This window comes from Paenibacillus planticolens, assembly GCF_013141725.1.
GTDB lineage: Bacteria > Bacillota > Bacilli > Paenibacillales > NBRC-103111 > Paenibacillus_E > Paenibacillus_E planticolens.
The window spans coordinates 79,852-99,195 of sequence record NZ_WHNZ01000017.1 but is presented as its reverse complement, the minus strand read 5'-3'; the positions used below and the strand labels follow the sequence as shown (position 1 = coordinate 99,195).

The 19,344-nt window shown below is 48.0% G+C and carries 21 protein-coding genes and 1 other annotated feature; of the genes, 14 read left to right on the top strand and 7 right to left on the bottom strand.

The features are described from left to right. Window positions 1-18 precede the first annotated feature (18 nt). Window positions 19-975: a D-2-hydroxyacid dehydrogenase gene (locus tag GC097_RS09120; protein ID WP_171683022.1), complete on the bottom strand. Its 957-nt coding sequence runs from the start codon at window positions 973-975 to the stop codon at window positions 19-21. A 16-nt stretch (window positions 976-991) separates the two neighbouring features. Continuing rightward, a complete protein-coding gene (locus tag GC097_RS09115) occupies window positions 992-2,002 on the bottom strand; it encodes an RluA family pseudouridine synthase (protein ID WP_171683021.1) in 1,011 nt (336 codons plus the stop codon). 224 nt (window positions 2,003-2,226) lie between these two features. Between GC097_RS09115 and GC097_RS09110 the strand changes: the two genes are divergently transcribed. The 6 genes from GC097_RS09110 to GC097_RS09085 all read left to right on the top strand — a co-directional run bounded on the left by GC097_RS09110 (window position 2,227) and on the right by GC097_RS09085 (window position 9,237). After that, window positions 2,227-3,198 (top strand): hypothetical protein, encoded by a 972-nt coding sequence (locus GC097_RS09110; protein ID WP_171683020.1) that lies wholly within the window; start codon window positions 2,227-2,229, stop codon window positions 3,196-3,198. A gap of 118 nt (window positions 3,199-3,316) precedes the next feature. Continuing rightward, window positions 3,317-4,855: an alpha/beta fold hydrolase gene (locus GC097_RS09105; RefSeq protein WP_171683019.1), complete on the top strand. Its 1,539-nt coding sequence runs from the start codon at window positions 3,317-3,319 to the stop codon at window positions 4,853-4,855. Window positions 4,856-4,987: 132 nt separating this feature from the next. Then, on the top strand, window positions 4,988-5,212 hold the full coding sequence (locus GC097_RS09100; protein ID WP_171683018.1) for a hypothetical protein: 225 nt from the start codon (window positions 4,988-4,990) through the stop codon (window positions 5,210-5,212). A gap of 100 nt (window positions 5,213-5,312) precedes the next feature. Next, a complete protein-coding gene (locus GC097_RS09095; RefSeq protein ID WP_171683017.1) occupies window positions 5,313-7,076 on the top strand; it encodes a B12-binding domain-containing radical SAM protein in 1,764 nt (587 codons plus the stop codon). Window positions 7,077-7,215: 139 nt separating this feature from the next. Next, on the top strand, window positions 7,216-7,641 hold the full coding sequence (locus GC097_RS09090) for a pyridoxamine 5'-phosphate oxidase family protein (RefSeq protein WP_376768378.1): 426 nt from the start codon (window positions 7,216-7,218) through the stop codon (window positions 7,639-7,641). Window positions 7,642-7,737: 96 nt separating this feature from the next. Continuing rightward, entirely contained in the window at window positions 7,738-9,237 is a 1,500-nt protein-coding gene (locus tag GC097_RS09085; protein WP_171683016.1) for an IMP dehydrogenase, read from the top strand. Window positions 9,238-9,329: 92 nt separating this feature from the next. Here GC097_RS09085 and GC097_RS09080 read toward each other — a convergent pair whose 3' ends face one another. The 3 genes from GC097_RS09080 to mnmL form a co-directional block, all read right to left on the bottom strand. Further along, window positions 9,330-10,295, bottom strand: coding sequence for a type I phosphomannose isomerase catalytic subunit (locus GC097_RS09080; RefSeq protein ID WP_312875639.1), 966 nt, complete (start codon window positions 10,293-10,295; stop codon window positions 9,330-9,332). A 79-nt stretch (window positions 10,296-10,374) separates the two neighbouring features. Then, window positions 10,375-10,953, bottom strand: coding sequence for a tRNA 5-(aminomethyl)-2-thiouridylate-methyltransferase MnmM (mnmM, locus tag GC097_RS09075; protein ID WP_171683014.1), 579 nt, complete (start codon window positions 10,951-10,953; stop codon window positions 10,375-10,377). 66 nt (window positions 10,954-11,019) lie between these two features. Further along, a complete protein-coding gene (gene mnmL / locus GC097_RS09070; protein WP_171683013.1) occupies window positions 11,020-11,979 on the bottom strand; it encodes a tRNA modification radical SAM protein MnmL/YtqA in 960 nt (319 codons plus the stop codon). 152 nt (window positions 11,980-12,131) lie between these two features. On the opposite strand from mnmL, the gene GC097_RS09065 reads away from it, so the two are divergent. From GC097_RS09065 to trmB, 3 genes are all read left to right on the top strand, one after another. Beyond that, complete coding sequence (locus tag GC097_RS09065; protein ID WP_171683012.1) at window positions 12,132-12,779, top strand: WGxxGxxG-CTERM domain-containing protein; 648 nt, start codon at window positions 12,132-12,134, stop codon at window positions 12,777-12,779. Window positions 12,780-13,146: 367 nt separating this feature from the next. Further along, a complete protein-coding gene (locus GC097_RS09060; protein ID WP_171683011.1) occupies window positions 13,147-13,356 on the top strand; it encodes a hypothetical protein in 210 nt (69 codons plus the stop codon). A gap of 75 nt (window positions 13,357-13,431) precedes the next feature. Then, a complete protein-coding gene (trmB, locus tag GC097_RS09055; RefSeq protein WP_171683010.1) occupies window positions 13,432-14,163 on the top strand; it encodes a tRNA (guanosine(46)-N7)-methyltransferase TrmB in 732 nt (243 codons plus the stop codon). A 67-nt stretch (window positions 14,164-14,230) separates the two neighbouring features. Here trmB and GC097_RS09050 read toward each other — a convergent pair whose 3' ends face one another. Beyond that, on the bottom strand, window positions 14,231-15,358 hold the full coding sequence (locus GC097_RS09050; protein WP_171683009.1) for an MGDG synthase family glycosyltransferase: 1,128 nt from the start codon (window positions 15,356-15,358) through the stop codon (window positions 14,231-14,233). Window positions 15,359-15,363: 5 nt separating this feature from the next. After that, a complete protein-coding gene (locus GC097_RS09045) occupies window positions 15,364-15,891 on the bottom strand; it encodes a phosphatase PAP2 family protein (protein WP_171683008.1) in 528 nt (175 codons plus the stop codon). A 393-nt stretch (window positions 15,892-16,284) separates the two neighbouring features. On the opposite strand from GC097_RS09045, the gene GC097_RS34680 reads away from it, so the two are divergent. From GC097_RS34680 to rplT, 5 genes are all read left to right on the top strand, one after another. After that, on the top strand, window positions 16,285-16,419 hold the full coding sequence (locus GC097_RS34680) for a hypothetical protein (RefSeq protein WP_281364270.1): 135 nt from the start codon (window positions 16,285-16,287) through the stop codon (window positions 16,417-16,419). Window positions 16,420-16,717: 298 nt separating this feature from the next. Continuing rightward, entirely contained in the window at window positions 16,718-17,953 is a 1,236-nt protein-coding gene (locus tag GC097_RS09040; RefSeq protein WP_171683007.1) for a glycosyltransferase family 2 protein, read from the top strand. Window positions 17,954-17,983: 30 nt separating this feature from the next. Beyond that, window positions 17,984-18,129: a sequence feature (ribosomal protein L20 leader region), on the top strand. Between the two features lie 52 nt (window positions 18,130-18,181). Next, window positions 18,182-18,682: a translation initiation factor IF-3 gene (gene infC / locus GC097_RS09035; RefSeq protein WP_167067530.1), complete on the top strand. Its 501-nt coding sequence runs from the start codon at window positions 18,182-18,184 to the stop codon at window positions 18,680-18,682. 30 nt (window positions 18,683-18,712) lie between these two features. After that, a complete protein-coding gene (gene rpmI / locus GC097_RS09030; protein WP_171683006.1) occupies window positions 18,713-18,916 on the top strand; it encodes a 50S ribosomal protein L35 in 204 nt (67 codons plus the stop codon). Window positions 18,917-18,963: 47 nt separating this feature from the next. After that, complete coding sequence (gene rplT, locus GC097_RS09025; RefSeq protein ID WP_127455519.1) at window positions 18,964-19,323, top strand: 50S ribosomal protein L20; 360 nt, start codon at window positions 18,964-18,966, stop codon at window positions 19,321-19,323. The last annotated feature ends 21 nt before the right edge of the window (window positions 19,324-19,344 follow it).

The window sequence follows — 19,344 nt, the reverse complement described above, 5'->3', positions numbered from 1 at the left end:
TCTCGGTCCCCTTTCTATTTACCCAATCAAATTCTGAGGCTGCCCGTCAATATAAGCGCGCACATTGCCGACGGCAGTGGCCATCAGCCTAGCTCGTGCTTCTTTCGTAGCCCAGGCAATGTGCGGGGTGATAAGCACATTGCGCGCATGCAGCAAAGGATTGTCCGGCGCCGGAGGCTCTAACGTCAACACGTCAAGCCCGGCTCCGCCCAGACGCCCTTCGTTCAGAGCCTGCGCTACATCGGCTTCATTCAGAAGGCCGCCTCTTGCCGTATTCAACAATATTGCCGTAGGCTTCATAAGTGCAATTCGCTCAGCTTGTATAAGTTCTTTGGTCTCCGGTGTCAAAGGACAATGGAGAGAGATCACATCGGAATGCCGGAGAAGCTCATCCAGCTCCACCCAAGTAAGACCCTCGACCGGCTCAGGCGTCCGTCTGCCGCTGCCTGTCGCAAGCACCTTCATCCCCATCGCCTGTGCGATCAACGCGGTTTGCTTGCCGATTTGGCCTAGCCCGATGAGCCCTATGGTTTTGCCGCTTAGCTCCATGAGCGGAGATACCGTGTAGCTGAAATCGACCGAGCTGGACCATTCCCCGTTCACGACGCTGTCGCTATGCTGCTGTACCCGATGGCAAAACTCCAACAGTAGAGCAAATACTAACTGAGCTACTGATTGCGTGCTGTAAGCAGGAACATTCGTCACAAGGATGCCGCGCTCCTTAGCCGCTTGCAAGTCAATGATGTTATAGCCCGTCGCAAGGACGCCGATATAACGGAGCTTCGGCAGCCGCTCAAGCGTGGCTGCGGAGAGCGGCGTCTTGTTCGTTAACACGATGTCAGCGTCCGCCGCACGGTCTACAATTTGATCTTCAGCCGTACGGTCATAGATAACTACTTCTCCAAGTGCATGTAAGCCATCCCAATCCAAATCGCCGGGATTTAATGTATAACCGTCTAGCACAACAATTCGCATCTTCTACCGTCTCCTATTATTTTTTTGCCGGCATTTCACGGAAAGGGTTCATGAATACCTTCGGAATGTTCGTTTCAAAACGCAGCAGTTGGCCTGTTGTCGGATGCAAAAAGGCAAGCACGCGCGCATGGAGCCCGAGACGGCCGATTTCTTTTGTTTTCGAGCCATATTTTTTATCGCCGACTACAGGGTGCCCGATGTCCTGCATATGGACGCGGATTTGATTTTTTCGTCCCGTTTCCAAATTGACTTCAAGCAGGGAGAAGCTGCGGTTCGCTTGCAACGTTTTGTAATGCGTAACGGCATGCTGGCCGTCATTCGGATAAGACGTCGAATACATTTTGAGAGATTTTGCATGCTCCTTCAACCAGGAAGAAATGGTTCCTTCTTGCTTTTTGACCATGCCTTCTACCAAGGCTACATAAGTGCGCTCTTTCACGCTCTCTTGCCATGTATTTTGCAGGTGCTGCTGGGCCTTTTCGTTCTTAGCGAACATCATGACGCCGGACGTATCCCGGTCGAGCCGGTGCACGACAAAAATCCGGGCCTTCGGATCATGGTTCCGCACATGCGCCGTGAGCTGGCGATAGGCGGTAATTTGGTTTTCCTCCGGGTTGGTGGCGATCGATAGAAGCCCCGAATCCTTTTGAATGACGATGACATCCTCGTCTTCATGCAGAATGGACATTCCGGCCAGCGGAATATTTTCTACGATTTTCTCTTTGCTGATGGTTACTGTTTGCTCGGGCTTCAGCGGGTGATTATAGGCGGTGACGGCTTTTCCGTTCACGGAAACCTGCCCACGGGCCAAGGTAGCTTTCACCGAATTACGACCTACGCCGGAAAGCTTTTCTAATAAAAAGGGCAGCAGCTCCGTAGGCTCCTTAACCGTATATTGGCGTGTGTTTCCCTCCGTGGCTGCTTTGGTTGTAACAGGTTTATGCGTTTGGTTCTTGCTGATTTTGAGCTTGGGGTTATGATTTTGGTTTTTTCTTGGACTTTGATGATTGCTTTGTTTTTTGTTCATAGCAATGACCTCCTTTTTCAATACATACGCATGCCGATCTAATCGTGTATTTCTATCAATATATCATGTTAGCAAAAACAAAAGAAACGTAGCCGGTTAATTTCCCTTGCGCCTAAGCAGAAGGCGCCTCCCTGTAACTTTTGTGTAACCCCCAAAAAGGTATGATAAAAGCAATTACATCAAGATGATGCTTCTCACACAGATGAAAGCGGGTGCTTTTCAAAATGGGAAATTCATGGGAGTTCTTAACGTTTCGATACACACGCAGGATCTTCTTGCAAGGCATTCAATTTTTGCATAGAACGAGAGCAGTCACGAATGTTCGGGAGCAAACCAAACAAACGCCGCATTTCCTTACAGATGCTTATTTCCTTGAGCAAGGACAGGGCAATCTTGCGGTGACGAATCATTATATCGCATTCCTTCACCAAAATAAAAAAGCGATGACGCTTTTTCCGCTGCTAAGTATAACGGACTGGGGGATCGACACGATCGACAGGCGTCCTGTTTTTTGGATTGAAGGATCCTTTGAGCAAGGTGCGGGCCGTTTCTCTTGGTATGTAAGCAAGCAGAAAGAAATCATTCAGACTGTAAACGAGCAGTTGGAGAAGGGCGCGGTGGCTCAAGAAAGAGCGGCATTCAAACGCAACCAAGCCAAGCTGGACTCGTATATGGCGATTGTGAATACGACGTTAAATGATAACAGCGAAACGATATTATTAAAAGCCAAAGTCGCGATAGATGACAAAGCAGACACGCTTTTACAAAATACACAGGTTATGCTGGAAACAATGTGGGAGGTTTTCCTCACAGGAGAAATGCCGCAGCTGCGCGCGTTAGACCAGGCCGAGGCTCGGTTGCTGAGAGACAATATTGTTTGTTATGCAGCGATTAAAGGCAATCGTATTGCCAAAATGGTGCTGGAAGCAAGGGGCTACATGCTGCCCGCAGAGGATGTTTTCATTGATAGCGATGCTTTCATTGATGAGTATTATAAGGCTGTGCTTCCTCCATTTGAAATTTTGGACAAGGTGCATGAGGATGTGCTTGCCATCTACCGAACCTTTTTTCCGGCCTCCCGACTGAATCAGGATCAAGCTCTGACACTTGTGTCCGAGGCGGTTAAATTAGGCTACAGAGTCACGATTGCCAATGCCATGGTCATTGTTAAAACATCGCTGCGCATCGCCAATTAAAGTAGGAAGTTTCCTTGTGAAGTGCAATCTGCGGATTGCGCTTTTTAGTTTTGAAAGGTTGAAACCTCCAAATATTTTTGTACAGCTAGTCATATTGTTTAAATATCCCTTTCCTTATATGATAGAACCTAACATAGTATGGAAGGGCGGTGACTGGGTGTCTTTTGCGCACGTCAATGGAGTTAGCCTTTACTACGAACTTATCCCATCTGCACGCAGCTCCGATGAAACGATCGTTTTTTTGCATGGAAACGGTTTTAACTCCTCACGATGGGGACACATAATTGACGGGTTAAAAGAGGATTATCATCTTCTGCTCGTTGACCTGCGTGGATGCGGACAAAGCGAATCAATCCCTGGCGAAGTTTCATGGGATCTCTATACCGATGATCTTTATGCGCTGATCGAGCATTTGAACATAGAGGCTTTTCACCTGCTGGGACATAGCTTTGGAGGGTCCTTGGCGGTTTGCTTTGCTGCCCGGTATCCGAATTTAGTGAAGTGCCTCGTCCTCATCTCGATTAATGTGCTGTTTCCGGAGGATGGGAACGTCGTCGTCGAGAACTATATTGCCCTAGTTGAAAAATATGGAATTCCCTACATACTCCAAAATTTTCTCGTGCCTTCCTTAACGGTCTTCGCCTTTGAGCATGAGGAAGCCCAGCATTTGTACAACATGTATTTGAATGTGTCTGCCGAGATGTACGCAAAAATGTTTAAGCTTCAAAACCAACAACGGCCAATAAACGAACTAGCAGCTATCCAAAGTCCCACTTTGCTGCTTGCAGGGGAGTGTGATACAGTTTATCCGCCTTCTTTCCAAAATATGACGTCCGGGCTTATTCCGCATTCTACGTTTTATGTCGTTCCAAATGCCGGGAATGCGGTATTCATCGATCAGCCTGCTGTGACGGTTCAGTGGATCAAGAGCTTTATCCAAAGAGAGATGCACACCCAGGCGGGAGCGAGAATCACGTACCAATCGGAAAATATGAATTCGATCCAACACTTTATGAATTCGATCCAACACTTGAAGGATTCATTTTTACAAACCATATTCATTAGTAAAAGAAATACGGAACCCGTGCTGAAAGTAGAACTGCTGCATGGTTTTCGCGTAACCTTGAATGGCCGGGAGATTTTGGATGGCTGGAACAAACGGTATGCCAAAAACATATTTGCGCATCTGGTTGTGCAGCCTTCTTCAACAAGAGAAGATCTGTGCGATGCGGTTTTTCCAATGGTTCCGTTACCCACCGCTCTAAAAAACTTGAAAGTGTATATTAATTATTTGAAAAAGCTGGTTACCTATCATCAAGATTCCATCTTGAAAACAGATCGGCAAAATCTGTATCTCCAGTGTAATATCGAATGCGATCTGCTCGATTTTTTTGATCATATAAGACGGACTATGCTTCTAGATGACAACGGAGGGGCAAAGTACGACAGTTGCGAGCGACTGTTTGCATCCATGCGTCAGAAAGAAATTATGCCTGAAATTTTTGACCAATGGTTTATTGAGAAAAAAGCAAGCACGGAATTAAGGTTGGGTGTTCTGGCAGCCTGGATGTCCGAGCAGGAGGAGAAGAGGAATAACTGCCTGAAAGCATCCGAATATAAAAAGCTGGCAAATTATTATTTAAGCGAAGATGAATGAGGAGAGCGCAGGCAGCGGCTGCGTTCTTTTTGTTTGTTTTGCAGGGGATCTAGTGCCCGCTGTATGCCCGCCCACCGCACAGGGAATACTTACATCTATACTGTCCTACGTGTGAGAAAGGTGGTTTTCCCTATGCTTTTATATCAATTAACGCAGTGGTTCGAAGAACGTTCGTCCCTGCAGCACGCACTGCACAGCGGAACGGCTGAGGCTGGCGGCGATTTGCAGCTAAGAATTCAAGAAGTCGAGCAGCAGCTGCACGCTCATGCCGAACGTTGGAAAAATGCCATCCAGGAAGCCTCCTATCTGCAGTTCCCCTATGAGAATCCGCTCGTGGACGATGATATGGTGCTGTAACCTTTCCGGAATGTGCCTTTCTTCGCTTCTTTGTATTTCCTCGGTTTTCGTGTAGAATTAGAGGGAACGATAAACGAGAATAGAACGAGGTCTTTTTACAATGAAGGTACTAGTAACGACACTGAATGCCAAATTCATTCATACATCCTTGGCGCTGCGCTATTTGAAAGCGTTCTGCGAAAAGGATTTTGATGTTGAGATTACCGAATATACGATCAAAGACCCAGTGATGAACGTCGTCTCCGACCTGTATCAAAAGGCGCCGGACGTGCTGGGCTTTTCCTGTTACATTTGGAACATTGAAGAAACGATTCATATTATCAAAATGATTAAGAAAATCAGGCCCGAAATCCTCATCGTGCTCGGCGGTCCTGAGGTTTCTTATGACACGGACTACTGGATGGAACGCATTCCGGAAGTCGATTTTATCGTCATGGGCGAAGGGGAAGAGACTTTCCACCACCTGCTGACGGAAATTTCGACGACGCGCAAATATCACTTTGTGTACGGGCTTGCTTACCGTAAAGGCGAGGAAGTCGTGCTTATGCCGGGCAGACCGAAGCTGAATCTAAGCGACATCCCGTCGCCGCACCGGTTCAAAGAAGACTTGCCGAGCCTGGCCAACCGCGTCGTGTACTTCGAGACGAGCCGAGGCTGCCCGTTCTCCTGTCAATTTTGCCTGTCGAGTATCGAAGTCGGCGTGCGTTACTTTGACATGGAGCGGACGAAGTCGGACATTATGTACTTAATTGATTCCGGCGCGAAGCTGATCAAGTTCGTCGACCGGACGTTCAATATCAAGCGCGACTATGCCATGGAAATATTCGATTTCCTGATCGCGAATCATCGCGGCGTCGTGTTCCAGTTCGAAATTACGGCGGACATCATGCGGCCGGAAGTGCTGGATTATTTGGCTGAAAATGCGCCGCCGGGCACGTTCCGCTTTGAAATCGGCGTACAGTCGACGAATGACACCACCAATGAGCTGGTGCAGCGCAGACAAAACTTCATGAAGCTGAGCCGTACCGTCTCCAAGGTAAAGAACAGCTTGAAAATCGATCAGCATCTCGATCTTATCGCCGGCTTGCCGGAAGAGGACTATCATTCGTTCCGCAAAACATTTAACGATGTGTTTGAGCTGGGACCAGAGGAGCTGCAGCTCGGATTCCTCAAAATGCTGCGCGGCACCGGTATGCGCAAAGACGCGCATAAGTACGGCTATGTGTACATGGATCATGCGCCGTATGAAATTCTGGGCAATGACATCCTGCCGTTCACGGATCTCATTCGTATCAAACGGGTGGAGGACGTGCTGGAGAAATATTGGAACGCGCACCGTATGGACCACACGGTCAAATATTTGATCGCGAACGAATTTGCGTCGGCATTCGACTTCTTTCAAGAGTTCGGCGATTTCTGGGAAGGCCGCGGCTGGCAGAAAATCGGGCATCAGCTCGAGGATCTGTTTACCCGCTTGCGGGAGTTTCTCCTTCATCGCGAAGCGAAGAATATGCCTATCATCCTTGGTCTCATGAAGCTGGATTATTTCCTCGGACATAAATATAAGCCGCGTAAAATTTGGTGGGACTTCACACTGGAGAAGTCCGAACAGAATGCCTATCTCAAGCTGTTGGCCGAGCAGCCGGAGCTCGTAAGCGGCGACTTCCATCGCCTCCGCATCAGCGAGAAAGACCTTCACAAGCATGTGATGGTCGAGGTGCTGCCTTTCGGTTTGCAGACGTATCTGCAAACAGGTAGGATGGACACCTCCAGCCGGGAGCTGCTCGTTGTGCACTTCCCGCCGGATGCCCAGCTTCCGGCTAGCTGCTACAGCATGCCGCTGCACGAGACTGCGACCGTATAACTAAAGGCCCTGCTTCCGTCATCATCACGATGATAAGGAGCGGGGCTTTTTCGCATAAAACCGTCCCTTTTCAGGGTAATCTAGGGTAGTTGACCCATTGACTGTTTGCTGATTGATACCTGAAAGGAGATGTGCTGATATGATTGAAATGAAGAATAAACAATTGGAAGATCAGATTGAGAAAGTTCTGGATGCTAATAAAATTTGCTCGTTTGCCACCGTAGAAGGAGCGAAACCGAAAGTCCGTTACATGGCGCTTTTCCATGAAGGACTGACTTTGTATCTGGCTACGAACCGCAAGACGGATAAAATAGACGAGGTGAAGGATAACCCGAATGTGCATATCCTGGTCGGTTACGATGGGAAAAAGTCTTCGGATATTGTACAGATCCAAGCGACAGCTGCGATTACCCAGAATAATGCCCTTCGTGAAAAGCTTTGGACGGGCGAGATGACCAAGTGGTTCGAGGGGCCGCATGATCCCAATTACGTCGTGCTTGAGATTACCCCTTCCCACATGGAATACATGAACGGAGAAGATGAACCGCAGGTTTGGACGGGGTAAAGATAAGCTTTCCTGAAATAACCATTGACCACAGGTGAGGTTCAATGATAAGATTGAAAAAATTTACCTATGGATCGATGAGGAGGAAATTGTAAAGTGGCCACGTATTACTTAGAACCATCCCGCACATTCAGCGAGTTTCTGTTAATTCCTAATCTTACAACGAAGGCTTGTACACCGGCGAATGTAAAGCTCAAGACCCCGCTTGTGAAATTTAATCAAGGTGAGGAGCCGGCTATTTCGCTCAATATCCCGTTTTCATCTGCTGTCATGCAGGCTGTTTCCGATGACGGAATGGCGATTGCTTTGGCACGTAGTGGCGGGATTTCATTCATTTTTGGCTCGCAGTCGATTGAATCGGAAGCGCAGATGGTACGGAAAGTGAAAGGGTACAAGGCAGGCTTCGTCGTTAGCCGCTCCAACTTGACGCCCGATCATACATTAAGCGATGTGCTGGCATTGAAAGAAGAAACAGGCCATTCCACAGTAGCGATTACAGACGATGGGACAGCGAATGGCGTACTGCTCGGTATTGTAACAGGACGGGATTACCGGAAAAGCCGCGATCCGCTGGATCGTCCGATTCATCAGTTCATGACACCGTTCGATAAATTGATTTACGGTCAATCGGGAATTTCCTTGTCGGAAGCGAACAATTTAATTTGGGATCACAAGCTCAATTGTTTGCCGATCGTGGATGATCAGCAGAGGCTGGAAACGCTTGTTTTCCGCAAAGATTATGATGAGCATAAAGAAAATCCGATGGAACTTCTCGACGGAAACAAAAGCTACATTGTTGGGGCGGGAATCAATACCAAGGATTATAAAGACAGAGTTCCTGCTCTCGTTGAAGCGGGCGTTGACATTTTGGTCATCGATTCATCCGACGGCTACAGCGAATATCAGCGTGAAACGGTTCAATATGTCAAAGAGAATTTCAATGTGAAAATAGGAGCCGGCAACGTTGTCGACCGGGAAGGCTTCCTGTACTTAGTGGAGTCCGGAGCGGATTTCGTGAAAGTAGGGATCGGCGGAGGCTCGATTTGTATCACCCGGGAACAGAAAGGGATTGGCCGCGGCCAAGCGTCTGCCATTATGGAAGTCGTCGAAGCCAGAGATCAGTATTTTAAAGAAACAGGCACTTACATTCCGATTTGTTCCGATGGTGGTATCGTACATGACTACCATGTAACGCTGGCTTTAGCTATGGGCGCTGATTTTGTCATGCTGGGCCGTTATTTCGCCCGTTTCGACGAGAGCCCTACCAGAAAGCTGAAAGTAGGCAACAACTTCGTGAAAGAGTACTGGGGCGAAGGCTCCAATCGTGCCCGCAACTGGCAGCGTTACGATACAGGCGGCAAAAGCAAGCTTTTATTTGAAGAAGGCGTCGATTCCTATGTGCCGTATGCGGGAAGCCTGCAGGAGAATCTGGACAAGACGATTGGCAAAATCAAGTCCACAATGTGCAACTGCGGTTCATTGAGCCTGGAAGAGCTGAGAAGCAAAGCGAGAATTGCACTTGTTTCGGCGACCAGCTTGGTAGAGGGCGGAGCGCATGATGTTATTTTAAAAGAAAGCTCTTTGTCGGAAGAATAGAACAGCAGCCATAAAAAAAGCGCTCCACCGTATCGTAATGATGACGGTTGGAGCGCTATTTTTTTGCAACGCTGCGGTTAAAGGATAAGGCGTTAAGGCAGGTAGCTGCGTATAACGGTCATGCCGCCTTCAAGCGCATAGCTGCCCAGGTTGGCCGGAAGCAAGAAGCAATCCCCCGGTTTGGTGGAGATGCTGCCATCTTCCCACTGAAGCGTTCCGCTGCCCTCTGCGATGACGAGGATCACGAAGCTTTCAGGGGATGTGCTTAGCTCCCATTTGGGGCCTACAAGACCTTTTTCCACGATGAAAAAAGGAGACTCGGCCAGCGTCAGCCATGTGCCGGTTTCATTCAGATTCGTTTTCATCCGGGTGGAGCCTGAACCTTCATAGGCGATGACATTCAGTGAATCTTCAATATGAAGATCGCGCGGCTTGCCATCCAACCCGGGACGGTTGTAATCGTATAAGCGATAGGTAGTGTCCGAATTTTGCTGAATCTCGGCAACCAGAACACCGGCGCCCAGCGCATGAACGGTTCCTGCAGGGATGTAGAAAGAATCGCCTGCTTCAACAGGAACTTCCTGCAGACAGTCTAGAATACGGTTCTCGCTAATAGCTTGCGCTAAGCTTTCGCGTGTTACGCCTTCCTTCATGCCGTATATAATTTTGGCTCCGGGCTTTGCGTCCAGAATGTACCACATTTCGGTTTTGCCCAGCTCACCGGCGGCCAAATTCTCGTAATTATCGTTCGGGTGAACTTGCACGGACAGGTCGTCTTCACAATCCAGAAGCTTGATGAGAAGGGGAAAACGGCCGTTTTTTTCGGAAAATCCTTTAGTTCCGAATAGCGTTTTACCGAATTTCTCGCGAATTTCGTCTAATCCTAGACCTGCGAGCTCTCCGTTAATGACCTTCGTTGTTCCGTTCGGGTGATCGCCGATCATCCAGCCTTCGCCAATCGCGCCTTCCGGTAGTTGAAAGCCGAACTTCTCCAGGGCTCTGCCTCCCCAGACGCGTTCTTTCATTTCAGGTTGAAATTGAAGCGGGTATGATTTCACTGCTATCCCTACTTTCTCTATAATTCTTCTGTATAATGGCAAAATAGTGCTAATCACTATCTAGCATTATATCATGGGTCTATCTTTTTTCTAAAGCTAAAAGATAGGGCGCATGCGCGCTTGTATTCATGAATTGGTAGCGCAGCACTTGATAAGCGGCGAGCGGGAGCCGCTGTGCCCAAGCTTCGACCGCTGCTGCTTCTTCTGAGCCTCCATCGTGTCCGCTGTACAGCACGATGGTTACAATGCCGCCTTTGCGGAGCAGGCGGAGAGCCGCTTCCAAAGCAGGAAGGGTAGATTCCTGCTTGGTGATCGTTGCCGGATCGGCGCCTGGCAGGTAGCCGAGGTTGAATGTGACCGCGGCTACTTTGCCATGACGGTCTTCCGGCACAGCCGTCTCCATGAGCGCATGGCTGCATAAGCTCAAGTGCACAGAAGAAGATGCGTCCGGGAGCTCCTTCTCCAGACGCATCTTGGTTTGATCCAGCGCTTGCTGCTGAATGTCGAAGCCGTACACGCGGCCCCGGCGGCCTGCCAGCTTCGCGAGAAAGACGGTGTCTACGCCGTTGCCGAGGGTCGCGTCAATGACCGTATCGCCCGGCTGAACGCGCTGCCCGATAAGTTGATGAGCAAAACCTAAAACAGAAACAAAACCCATGCGAAAATAGCCTCCGTGCTGTTTGTGCTTGCCATAATGATTTGGGTTTGATCCCAAAGCTTTTGGTCAGTTGGCCTTGCCTTTCCAATACTTGCCCTGCCAAGTGTTTCGTTCCCTCAACAGCTTGTCAAAGCTGTTCAGCACTTCCCATTTTTTGAGGCTCCACATCGGTCCGATCAGCAGATCCCGCGGAGCATCCCCTGTTAGCCGGTGAACAATCATTTCCGGCGGTAAAAACTCAAGCGTATCGACGATGAGTTTCACATATTCATCTTTTTCAAGAAATTGCAGCAAGCCGGCTTCATATTGTTTCACCATCGGTGTTTTACGCATTAAATGAAGCAAATGAATTTTGATCCCCTGTACATCCATCTGCGCGACGGCTCTGCCGGTATCCAGCATCATTTCGTGCGTTTCTCCCGGCAATCCGTAAATAATGTGCGCGCACGTGCGAATATTATGCTTACGGAGCTTAGCGACGGCATCGAGGTAGCACTGGGTGTCATGGGCGCGGTTAATGAGCTGAGACGTAGATTCGTGAACGGTCTGAAGGCCCATTTCAACCCATAAGTAGGTTCGTTCATTCAACTCCGCCAAATATTCGATAACATCATCGGGCAGGCAGTCCGGTCGGGTGGCAATGGATAAGCCGACAACGCCCGGCTGCTGTAAAATGACCTCATAATATTCGCGCAGCTGCTCCACAGGCGCATACGTATTCGTATAGGCTTGGAAATAGCCGATATATTTAGCCTCGGGCCATTTCAGATGCTGGAGATCTCTGATTTTGTTGAATTGGGTAACGAGGTCGTCGCGGCGGCTTCCGGCAAAATCCCCAGAGCCTCTCGCACTGCAAAATGTACAACCGCCGGTCGCAATATTGCCGTCGCGGTTCGGACAAGTAAAGCCTGCATCGAGCATCACTTTGAATACTTTGCCGCCGAAAGCTTCGCGCATTTCATAATTCCATGTATGGAAACGTTTATCCCCCCATAGTTGGGGTGATTCTTGTATCAATGTAGACATCAGGTTCGTACTCCTTTCCTTCCACCCTATTGTAGCGAAAATTAAACATGAAAGCGACCCCTGCCTTTCCACCAACTTCCCCGTTAAAATAGGGCTTATCGGAGCATGATAACTTTGCATGACGATCATATGCCGAGAGGGGAAATGAACAAGTGAAAAAGTTTCGTACAGTGTCATTAACGGTAGCTTTGACGGCAGCATTGAGCTTTGGGGCAGTTGGGGCGCACGCAAACATGAGTACACCGACAATGAACACGCACACGGGAACTTCGGGAACTATGGGTACTATGGGAACTACGGGAACTAGTGGAACTACTGGAACTATGGGGACGGGAACTACGACAACATCGGGCTATACGGGCAGCAATTATGATGCTACGACGGGGACTAGCGCGGGAACGGGTTTATTGAACGGAACGGGGACGATGACCAATACGAATACGTATAACGCGACCCCGCTTGCAACTCCACTTGCTCCGACAACTACTACGTATCCGGGCAAATACGATGGAACGTACAGACCGAGCGGAACAACCACAAACACGTATACGGGAAAAAGTACGACCGGTACAGGAGTTATGGGCCAAATTAACGGTTATGGCAACAATCTCATGGACCGAATGAGTACGACAGGAACAACGGCAACGAACCGCGGCAATTATGATACGACCTCTTATCGTACTTATGCGACTACACCTACTAACACGGGTACGAATTGGGGATGGCTTGGTCTGGTAGGACTGCTGGGGCTGGCTGGTCTACGGGGAAGCAATAAACGAAGAGATGAGAGCTATAAGTAAGAACGATTGTGTGGGGCACTAATTTAACAGGGAAATCTCCTTCTAAATTGCTCAAAAGATGACCTCTCAGGGAAGTAGAAGGAAAACCTCCCGTTAATTTGACCGGATTTAATAGGTTCTCACGAAATCTGCGCAAATAGATGGAGTTTCTCCGGCTAAATGGATCTGACAAGCTTCTGCAGCCAAATTAGAGGGAATTTTCTCCCTTATTATGACCACATAACTGTACAAAAGGCTGTCCCAAAAGTCATTGAAATGACTGGGGACAGTCTTGTTTTTTATTAGCCACGATCTGCCAAGCATAAAGAGTTTAGTCCTAACCAAAACTAGGATTAAAAGCTGAAAAGGAAAGCAGGTGAACCAAATCATGACGGTATCAACCTTGTCATCTTTATCAACAGAAACCTTGTCCGTTGAACTGACAGTTAAGGAAGCTTTCGTTCTATGCAGTGGCGTGAAGTATGTGGCCGATCCGAATATATCGAAGGAAGCCCGGCAAAAAGTGCTTCGTTCTTTAGAGCGCAAGCTATTCCCCGCTACGTCCTCAACCATTGAATATCATAAACTGGAAGTGTAATTCCCTTTGATTTTTTCCCTGGAATGGTCTATGATTTGTATTCGATAGCTTGTACGTGTAGGAGGCAAATTGTAGATGCGGTTACGGGGAAGAAAAGGAATTAGAGAAGATATAGAACGTCAGAAGGAACTCGTTGTTCTCAATGCTAAAGATTATAGAGGCAAATGGGCCGAGTTATTTGGCAACAACAACCCTATTCATGCTGAGCTTGGGATGGGGAAAGGGCGTTTCATCAGTGAAATGAGCAAGAAGTATCCGGATGTTAATTTCATTGGCGTCGATATGTACGACGAGCTTATCCGCAAAGCAAGTGAGAAGGCGAAGATCGCTCATGAGATCAAGTCCGAGGAAGAGACGGAGTCTGCGCCGGGCATTCCGAACTTGAAGCTGATGCTGTTCAATATTGAACACATTGAAGAAGCTTTTGCCGAAGGAGAACTGGAGCGGGTTTATTTGAACTTCAGCGATCCATGGCCGAAGAAAAAGCATGCTCGCAGACGATTGACGCACCCGGGCTTTGTGACCAAATATCAGCAGATTTTGAATGCAAACGGCGAAATTCATTTGAAAACCGATTCGCAATCGCTCTTCGAATTCTCGCTCAATTCTTTTGCCGATATGGGACTCAGAATGCGGAATATTTCCTTAAATCTTCATGCGGACGGGTTTCACCCGGACCATGTTATGACGGAATATGAAACCAAGTTCGCTACACAAGGCATGAACATTCACCGCTGTGAAGTTGTGATCGGTCAGGACGCGCTTGCTTCGCATCTAGACCAATTAAGCAAACCGAAAGCGGAATAACGCATACAAAGGCTCTCCTTCTGCTCTATTTCAGCAGAACGGGGGCCTTTTTTGCGTAAAGCTATGGTTAGCCGAGCACTTGGAGAATAACCTCCGAACAATCAGCCGAAGGCATATTCATTCTTTGGCGGTAGTTCCAAACACGTCTGGCCTGCACATCCGTATAGCGGCTGACGAGCATCGTCAACCAGTTGGCAATGGTATCTGCCGACCGGATCGGCTCACCGAAGCCTTGCTCGGTAAAATAAAGCACGTTCTCTTCTTCCTGGCCCGGAATCGGATCATAGAACAGCATCGGAATGGATTTGGCAAGTCCTTCTGAACAGGTCATCCCACCCGGCTTCGTAACGAGCAAATCCGAAACTTCCATTAATTTGTCGATGTCCGGCGTAAATCCGAGCAGCCGGATGTTCGGATGCTGATAACGGGCATCAGCGGTGAGCTTGGCTAACGTTTTAGCGTTATTTCCGAGGCAAAATATGAACTGCACACGGTCTCTCCACGTGACGAGATGCTCACTGAGGGAATCGCCGCCGATTAAGCCCCAGCCGCCTCCCATGACGAGAACCGTAGGCATCGCAGCCAATTGGAACTGCTGCCGGATCTTTGCTTTATCGTGCGCCTCCCGGAAACTCGGATGAACGGGGATTCCTGTGATTTCCACTTGAGCGGCGGGGATGCCCCGGCCAAGCAGTTTATTTTTGACGTCTTCTGTCGAGACCATATATTTGTTCACTTCACTGCTGACCCAAGTCCCGTGTACGTCATAATCCGTTATGACGGTGCACAGCGGGATGTCAAGGCCGGCCCTTTTCAATCGGGAAACGACGACGCTCGGAAAAGGATGGGTGCAGACGATAGCCTGCGGCGCCCAATTCCGGATAATCTCTGCAGTCTGCGCGTAAAAAATGCGGTGCAGCGCCAATTGCGTCAACCGGTTTAACGATTTCTTGTATTGGGAGCGGTATAACCGGCCGTAGAGTTTGGGGCTTGCGGTCAGTGTCTTTTTGTAGGCATGGAAAATCCATGGCGCTATTGTCGGATGCAGGAAAGCCCCCAGCTCCAATACACGCGTTTCAATATTCGCACACCGCTTCTCTAAGCTGACAGCGAGCGCATAGGCTGCTTGCGTATGACCGGCCCCGAAGCCTTCCGAGAGGATGAGCACCCGTTTTTTACCCTGCACAGCATTCATTCATTTTACCCCCATAGAGCTATGGTTGTTAAAGCTGTCGCCGTACCGATCAGACACCCGACTAGACAATCGGATGGATAGTGCAGCCCTAGATAGATACGCGATACGCCGACGATGAGAGCAAGCGGCAGAAGGATAACGCCAAGAACAGGTATGGCTGTCATAATTGGAATGATGATGGAAAAGATGGCGGTAGTATGTCCGGACGGGAAGGAATGATCCGTTAATGGATTTTTGTAAGTTATCGCTTGGGGATGCACCAGATAAGGCCGCAGCCGCGGATATTTCTTTTTGATTACGGCAACCGGTATATGACTGATTGTTAGGGCGATGAGAGCTTGAATGCCTGCGGTTTTCAGATGTCCTTGCCCAAATAAAGCGCAGCAGAGAGAAATGACAATCGTAGCCGTAGCTCCTCCCAGATGCGTGATTGTAGAAAAGAAATGATCCAGGAAGAAGTGCTGAATACGTTGATTCACAAAGTGAAACATGCGAGTTTCATGATGCTGAAGCCAGTTCACGACTTTGCTCATGAGCAGTAGCCTCCTTCGGGTTTAAGATACCAGCTATTTCAAATTATAATGAACATTTATTAAAAAGAGATTAACGCAGTAATAAATGTTAAGAAAGTGATGTTTACATTTTTCAGGTTGCTTCGCGATGGATAAAATCATGGAAACAATGGAATAGTATTCCTTTTACATTGTATCCTAAATGCCGCAGTGTTATCCCATTCCTTAATGCCTATAGCATCCATAATGCAAGCCCTTTCAATTTGGGATTTTTTGAATAAGCTGTCGATGCAAGACGTTTCTGGTTGAAACTGCCCGAACGAAAGTCAGTACTTAGGTCATATGGCATCTGGATCCATGAGTCCGTTATGCTTTATGTCGGGCAGTTGCAGTCCTTAAGAATGAGATTGGCTTATGACGGACTCTTTGCCTGAAAGCAGAACGAATGTTATGAAGGATCCCTTGAATTTCATCTTGAATTTCATCGGCATCAGCCGTTTTACGGCAGGATCGGCAAAAGTTGTCAGGGTAAGCCCGGGTGAATTATAATAAAACCCGAATCACACGAGGGGTTGCTGTTGGTCTAAATGGTGAACTTTTTGTACACAATAAAATGAAAAACGTTGAAAACAGGACATTAACGATCTGATTTCAAGCACTTGCTGCAAAGTGTGTGCACGTTCCCCTTAAATCTCAGAGAACCGGCTATTTTTCGTTCTAAGCAGACTTTGACAAATAGGGGGAAAGAGAGGAAAATCAAGAACGGTTAATTCACCTGTACATAATTGCGCACTACGCATATAAAAAGATAGCTTGTGTGCATAAACAAAAAGGGGGACTTTGCTTCATGCTTGACAAGATTGTGCTTACGTTTCAGATTGGCTTGGCGCTTGTCGGTGCGTATCAGTTATTTTTAACGTTCTTTGGATGGTACCGTCCTAGAAACAAACAGAAGTTTGCGCCGCAAAAATCGTTTGCTGTTCTGGTCGCAGCACATAACGAGGAGCAGGTCGTTGGCGCACTGATTGAAAATCTGAAGGCTTTGGATTACCCCAAAGAGCTTTATGACATCTTCGTGATTTGTGACAACTGTACGGACAATACGGCGGAGATTACCCGCAGTCACGGTGTTTACGCTATGGAAAGGCACAACCCGAACCTGAGAGGCAAGGGTTATGCGATCGAATGGATGCTGAAAGAGCTTTGGAAGCGTGAACGTCAGTACGACGCGGTTGTTATGTTCGATGCCGACAATCTCGCCAGCCCGGACTACCTGCTTCACATGAACAATGATCTTTGCACCGGCTCCAGAGTGATTCAAGCTTACCTGGACAGCAAGAATCCGAACGATTCCTGGGTTACCGGTTCTTACGCGATTTCGTACTACTTTGCAAACCGCTTCTGGCAGATGCCCCGCACGAACTTGGGCCTTGCCAACTATTTGGGTGGTACGGGCATGTGTTTTGAGTCCAAGCTCCTGAAGCAGATCGGTTGGGGAGCTACGAGTCTTGTAGAGGATTTGGAGTTCTCGATGCGCTGCATCAAGATGGGAATCAGACCGACATACAATTACGAAGCTATTGTTTACGACGAGAAGCCGCTTACGTTCAAAGCTTCCGCCAAACAGCGTTTGCGCTGGATGCAAGGACACTTTGACGTAGCTAAGCGTTACTTCTTTCCACTGTTGTGGCAAGGAATCAAAGAAGGCAGCTGGACGAAGATCGACGCGGCTGTTTACTCTGCCAACGTATATAACTTTTTCTTCGGAGCGATTATCTCCGTGCTGCTATGGATCAAATCCGTAACGCCGGGGTGGGCGGGTACGCCAATGCTGGCTGACATCAACCCGATTTTCTTCAACTCCGTGAGCATCGCGATCTATGTGCTGCTGCCGCTCTCGATGCTAATTGAGAAGGCGCCCCGCAAAGTATATAAATATTTAATTTTATATCCCGTGTTTATGCTGTCTTGGTGGCCGATTACGTTCTATGCGTTCTTCACGCAGAACAACAAACAATGGAGCCACACGGAGCATACGCGTGTCATTCGCCTGGATGAAATGAAAAGCAAACAAGTGAGTTGACTTTTCATCGCCGAGATGATATTATACTTCAAGTAAAAGCAGAAGCGCCCGCTTCTCACCTGACCGACAACCCGTTGGCTGGTTTGAATGAATCATCAAGAATGCTCAATAGGTTGCTTAAACCTGTTATTGATGAAGATGTGGGCCGTTACCAGTGCCCACATCTTTTTTATATTGGATAGAGAGGTACATACTTTTTGGAGGTGGAACACTATTAGCAAAGACCATATGATTAATGATGAGATTCGTGTGAAGGAAGTACGCCTGATCGGGGCGGACGGAGAACAACTCGGCATTACGCCGATTCGCGAAGCTCTTCAAATCGCACTCGACGCGAACTTGGATTTAGTGAACGTGGCACCGACGGCGAAGCCGCCTGTATGCCGCATCATGGATTACGGTAAATTCCGTTATGAAACACAGAAGAAAGAGAAAGAAGCTCGTAAGAATCAGAAGATCGTGGATATCAAAGAGATTCGCTTAAGCGCGACGATCGATGAACATGACTTCCAAACGAAGCTTCGCAACGCGGTTAAATTTCTTGGCGATGGCGATAAAGTAAAAGCCAGCGTCAGATTCCGCGGGCGTGAAATAGCGCACTCGGAGATTGGTCGCAGAGTGCTTGAACGTCTGGCTACTGAAACAGCAGACATTTCCTCACAGGAGCGCGCTCCTAAGCTTGAGGGAAGAAGCATGATCATGATCTTAACGCCGAAGGCGACAACGTAGGCGATATACTAAATTAGGAGGAACTACACCATGCCGAAAATGAAAACACACAGCAGCCTGAAAGGCCGTTTCAAAATTACTGGCACAGGCAAAGTGATGAGATACAAGCAAGGTAAGAACCACTTGCTTTCCGGTAAATCTTCACGTACAAAACGCGTTTTGTCCACGAACCCAGTTATGGCTCCTGGCGATGTACGTCGTTTGCAACAACAACTGACACTTATCAAAGGTTAATTTTTAGCATTCGAACATCATTTATATATCCCAGGAGGTAGTTCACAATGGCAAGAGTCAAGGGCGGATTTATTCGCGCTCACCGTCGTAAGAAAATTTTGAAACTAGCAAAAGGTTATTTCGGTTCTAAACACCGTTTATTTAAAACAGCTAAAGAGCAAGTAATGAAATCTTTAGTGTATGCTTACCGTGACCGTCGCCAAACGAAACGTAATTTCCGCAGACTGTGGATCACTCGTATCAATGCAGGCGCTCGTCAAAACGGCTTGAGCTACAGCAAATTGATGCACGGCCTGAAATTGGCTGGTATCGACATCAACCGCAAAATCTTGGCTGATTTGGCTGTAAACGATGCTAAAGCGTTCAACGATTTGGCAACAGCTGCAAAAGCAAAAGTAAACGCGTAAGCTTCGCTTAGCGTTCTGAAA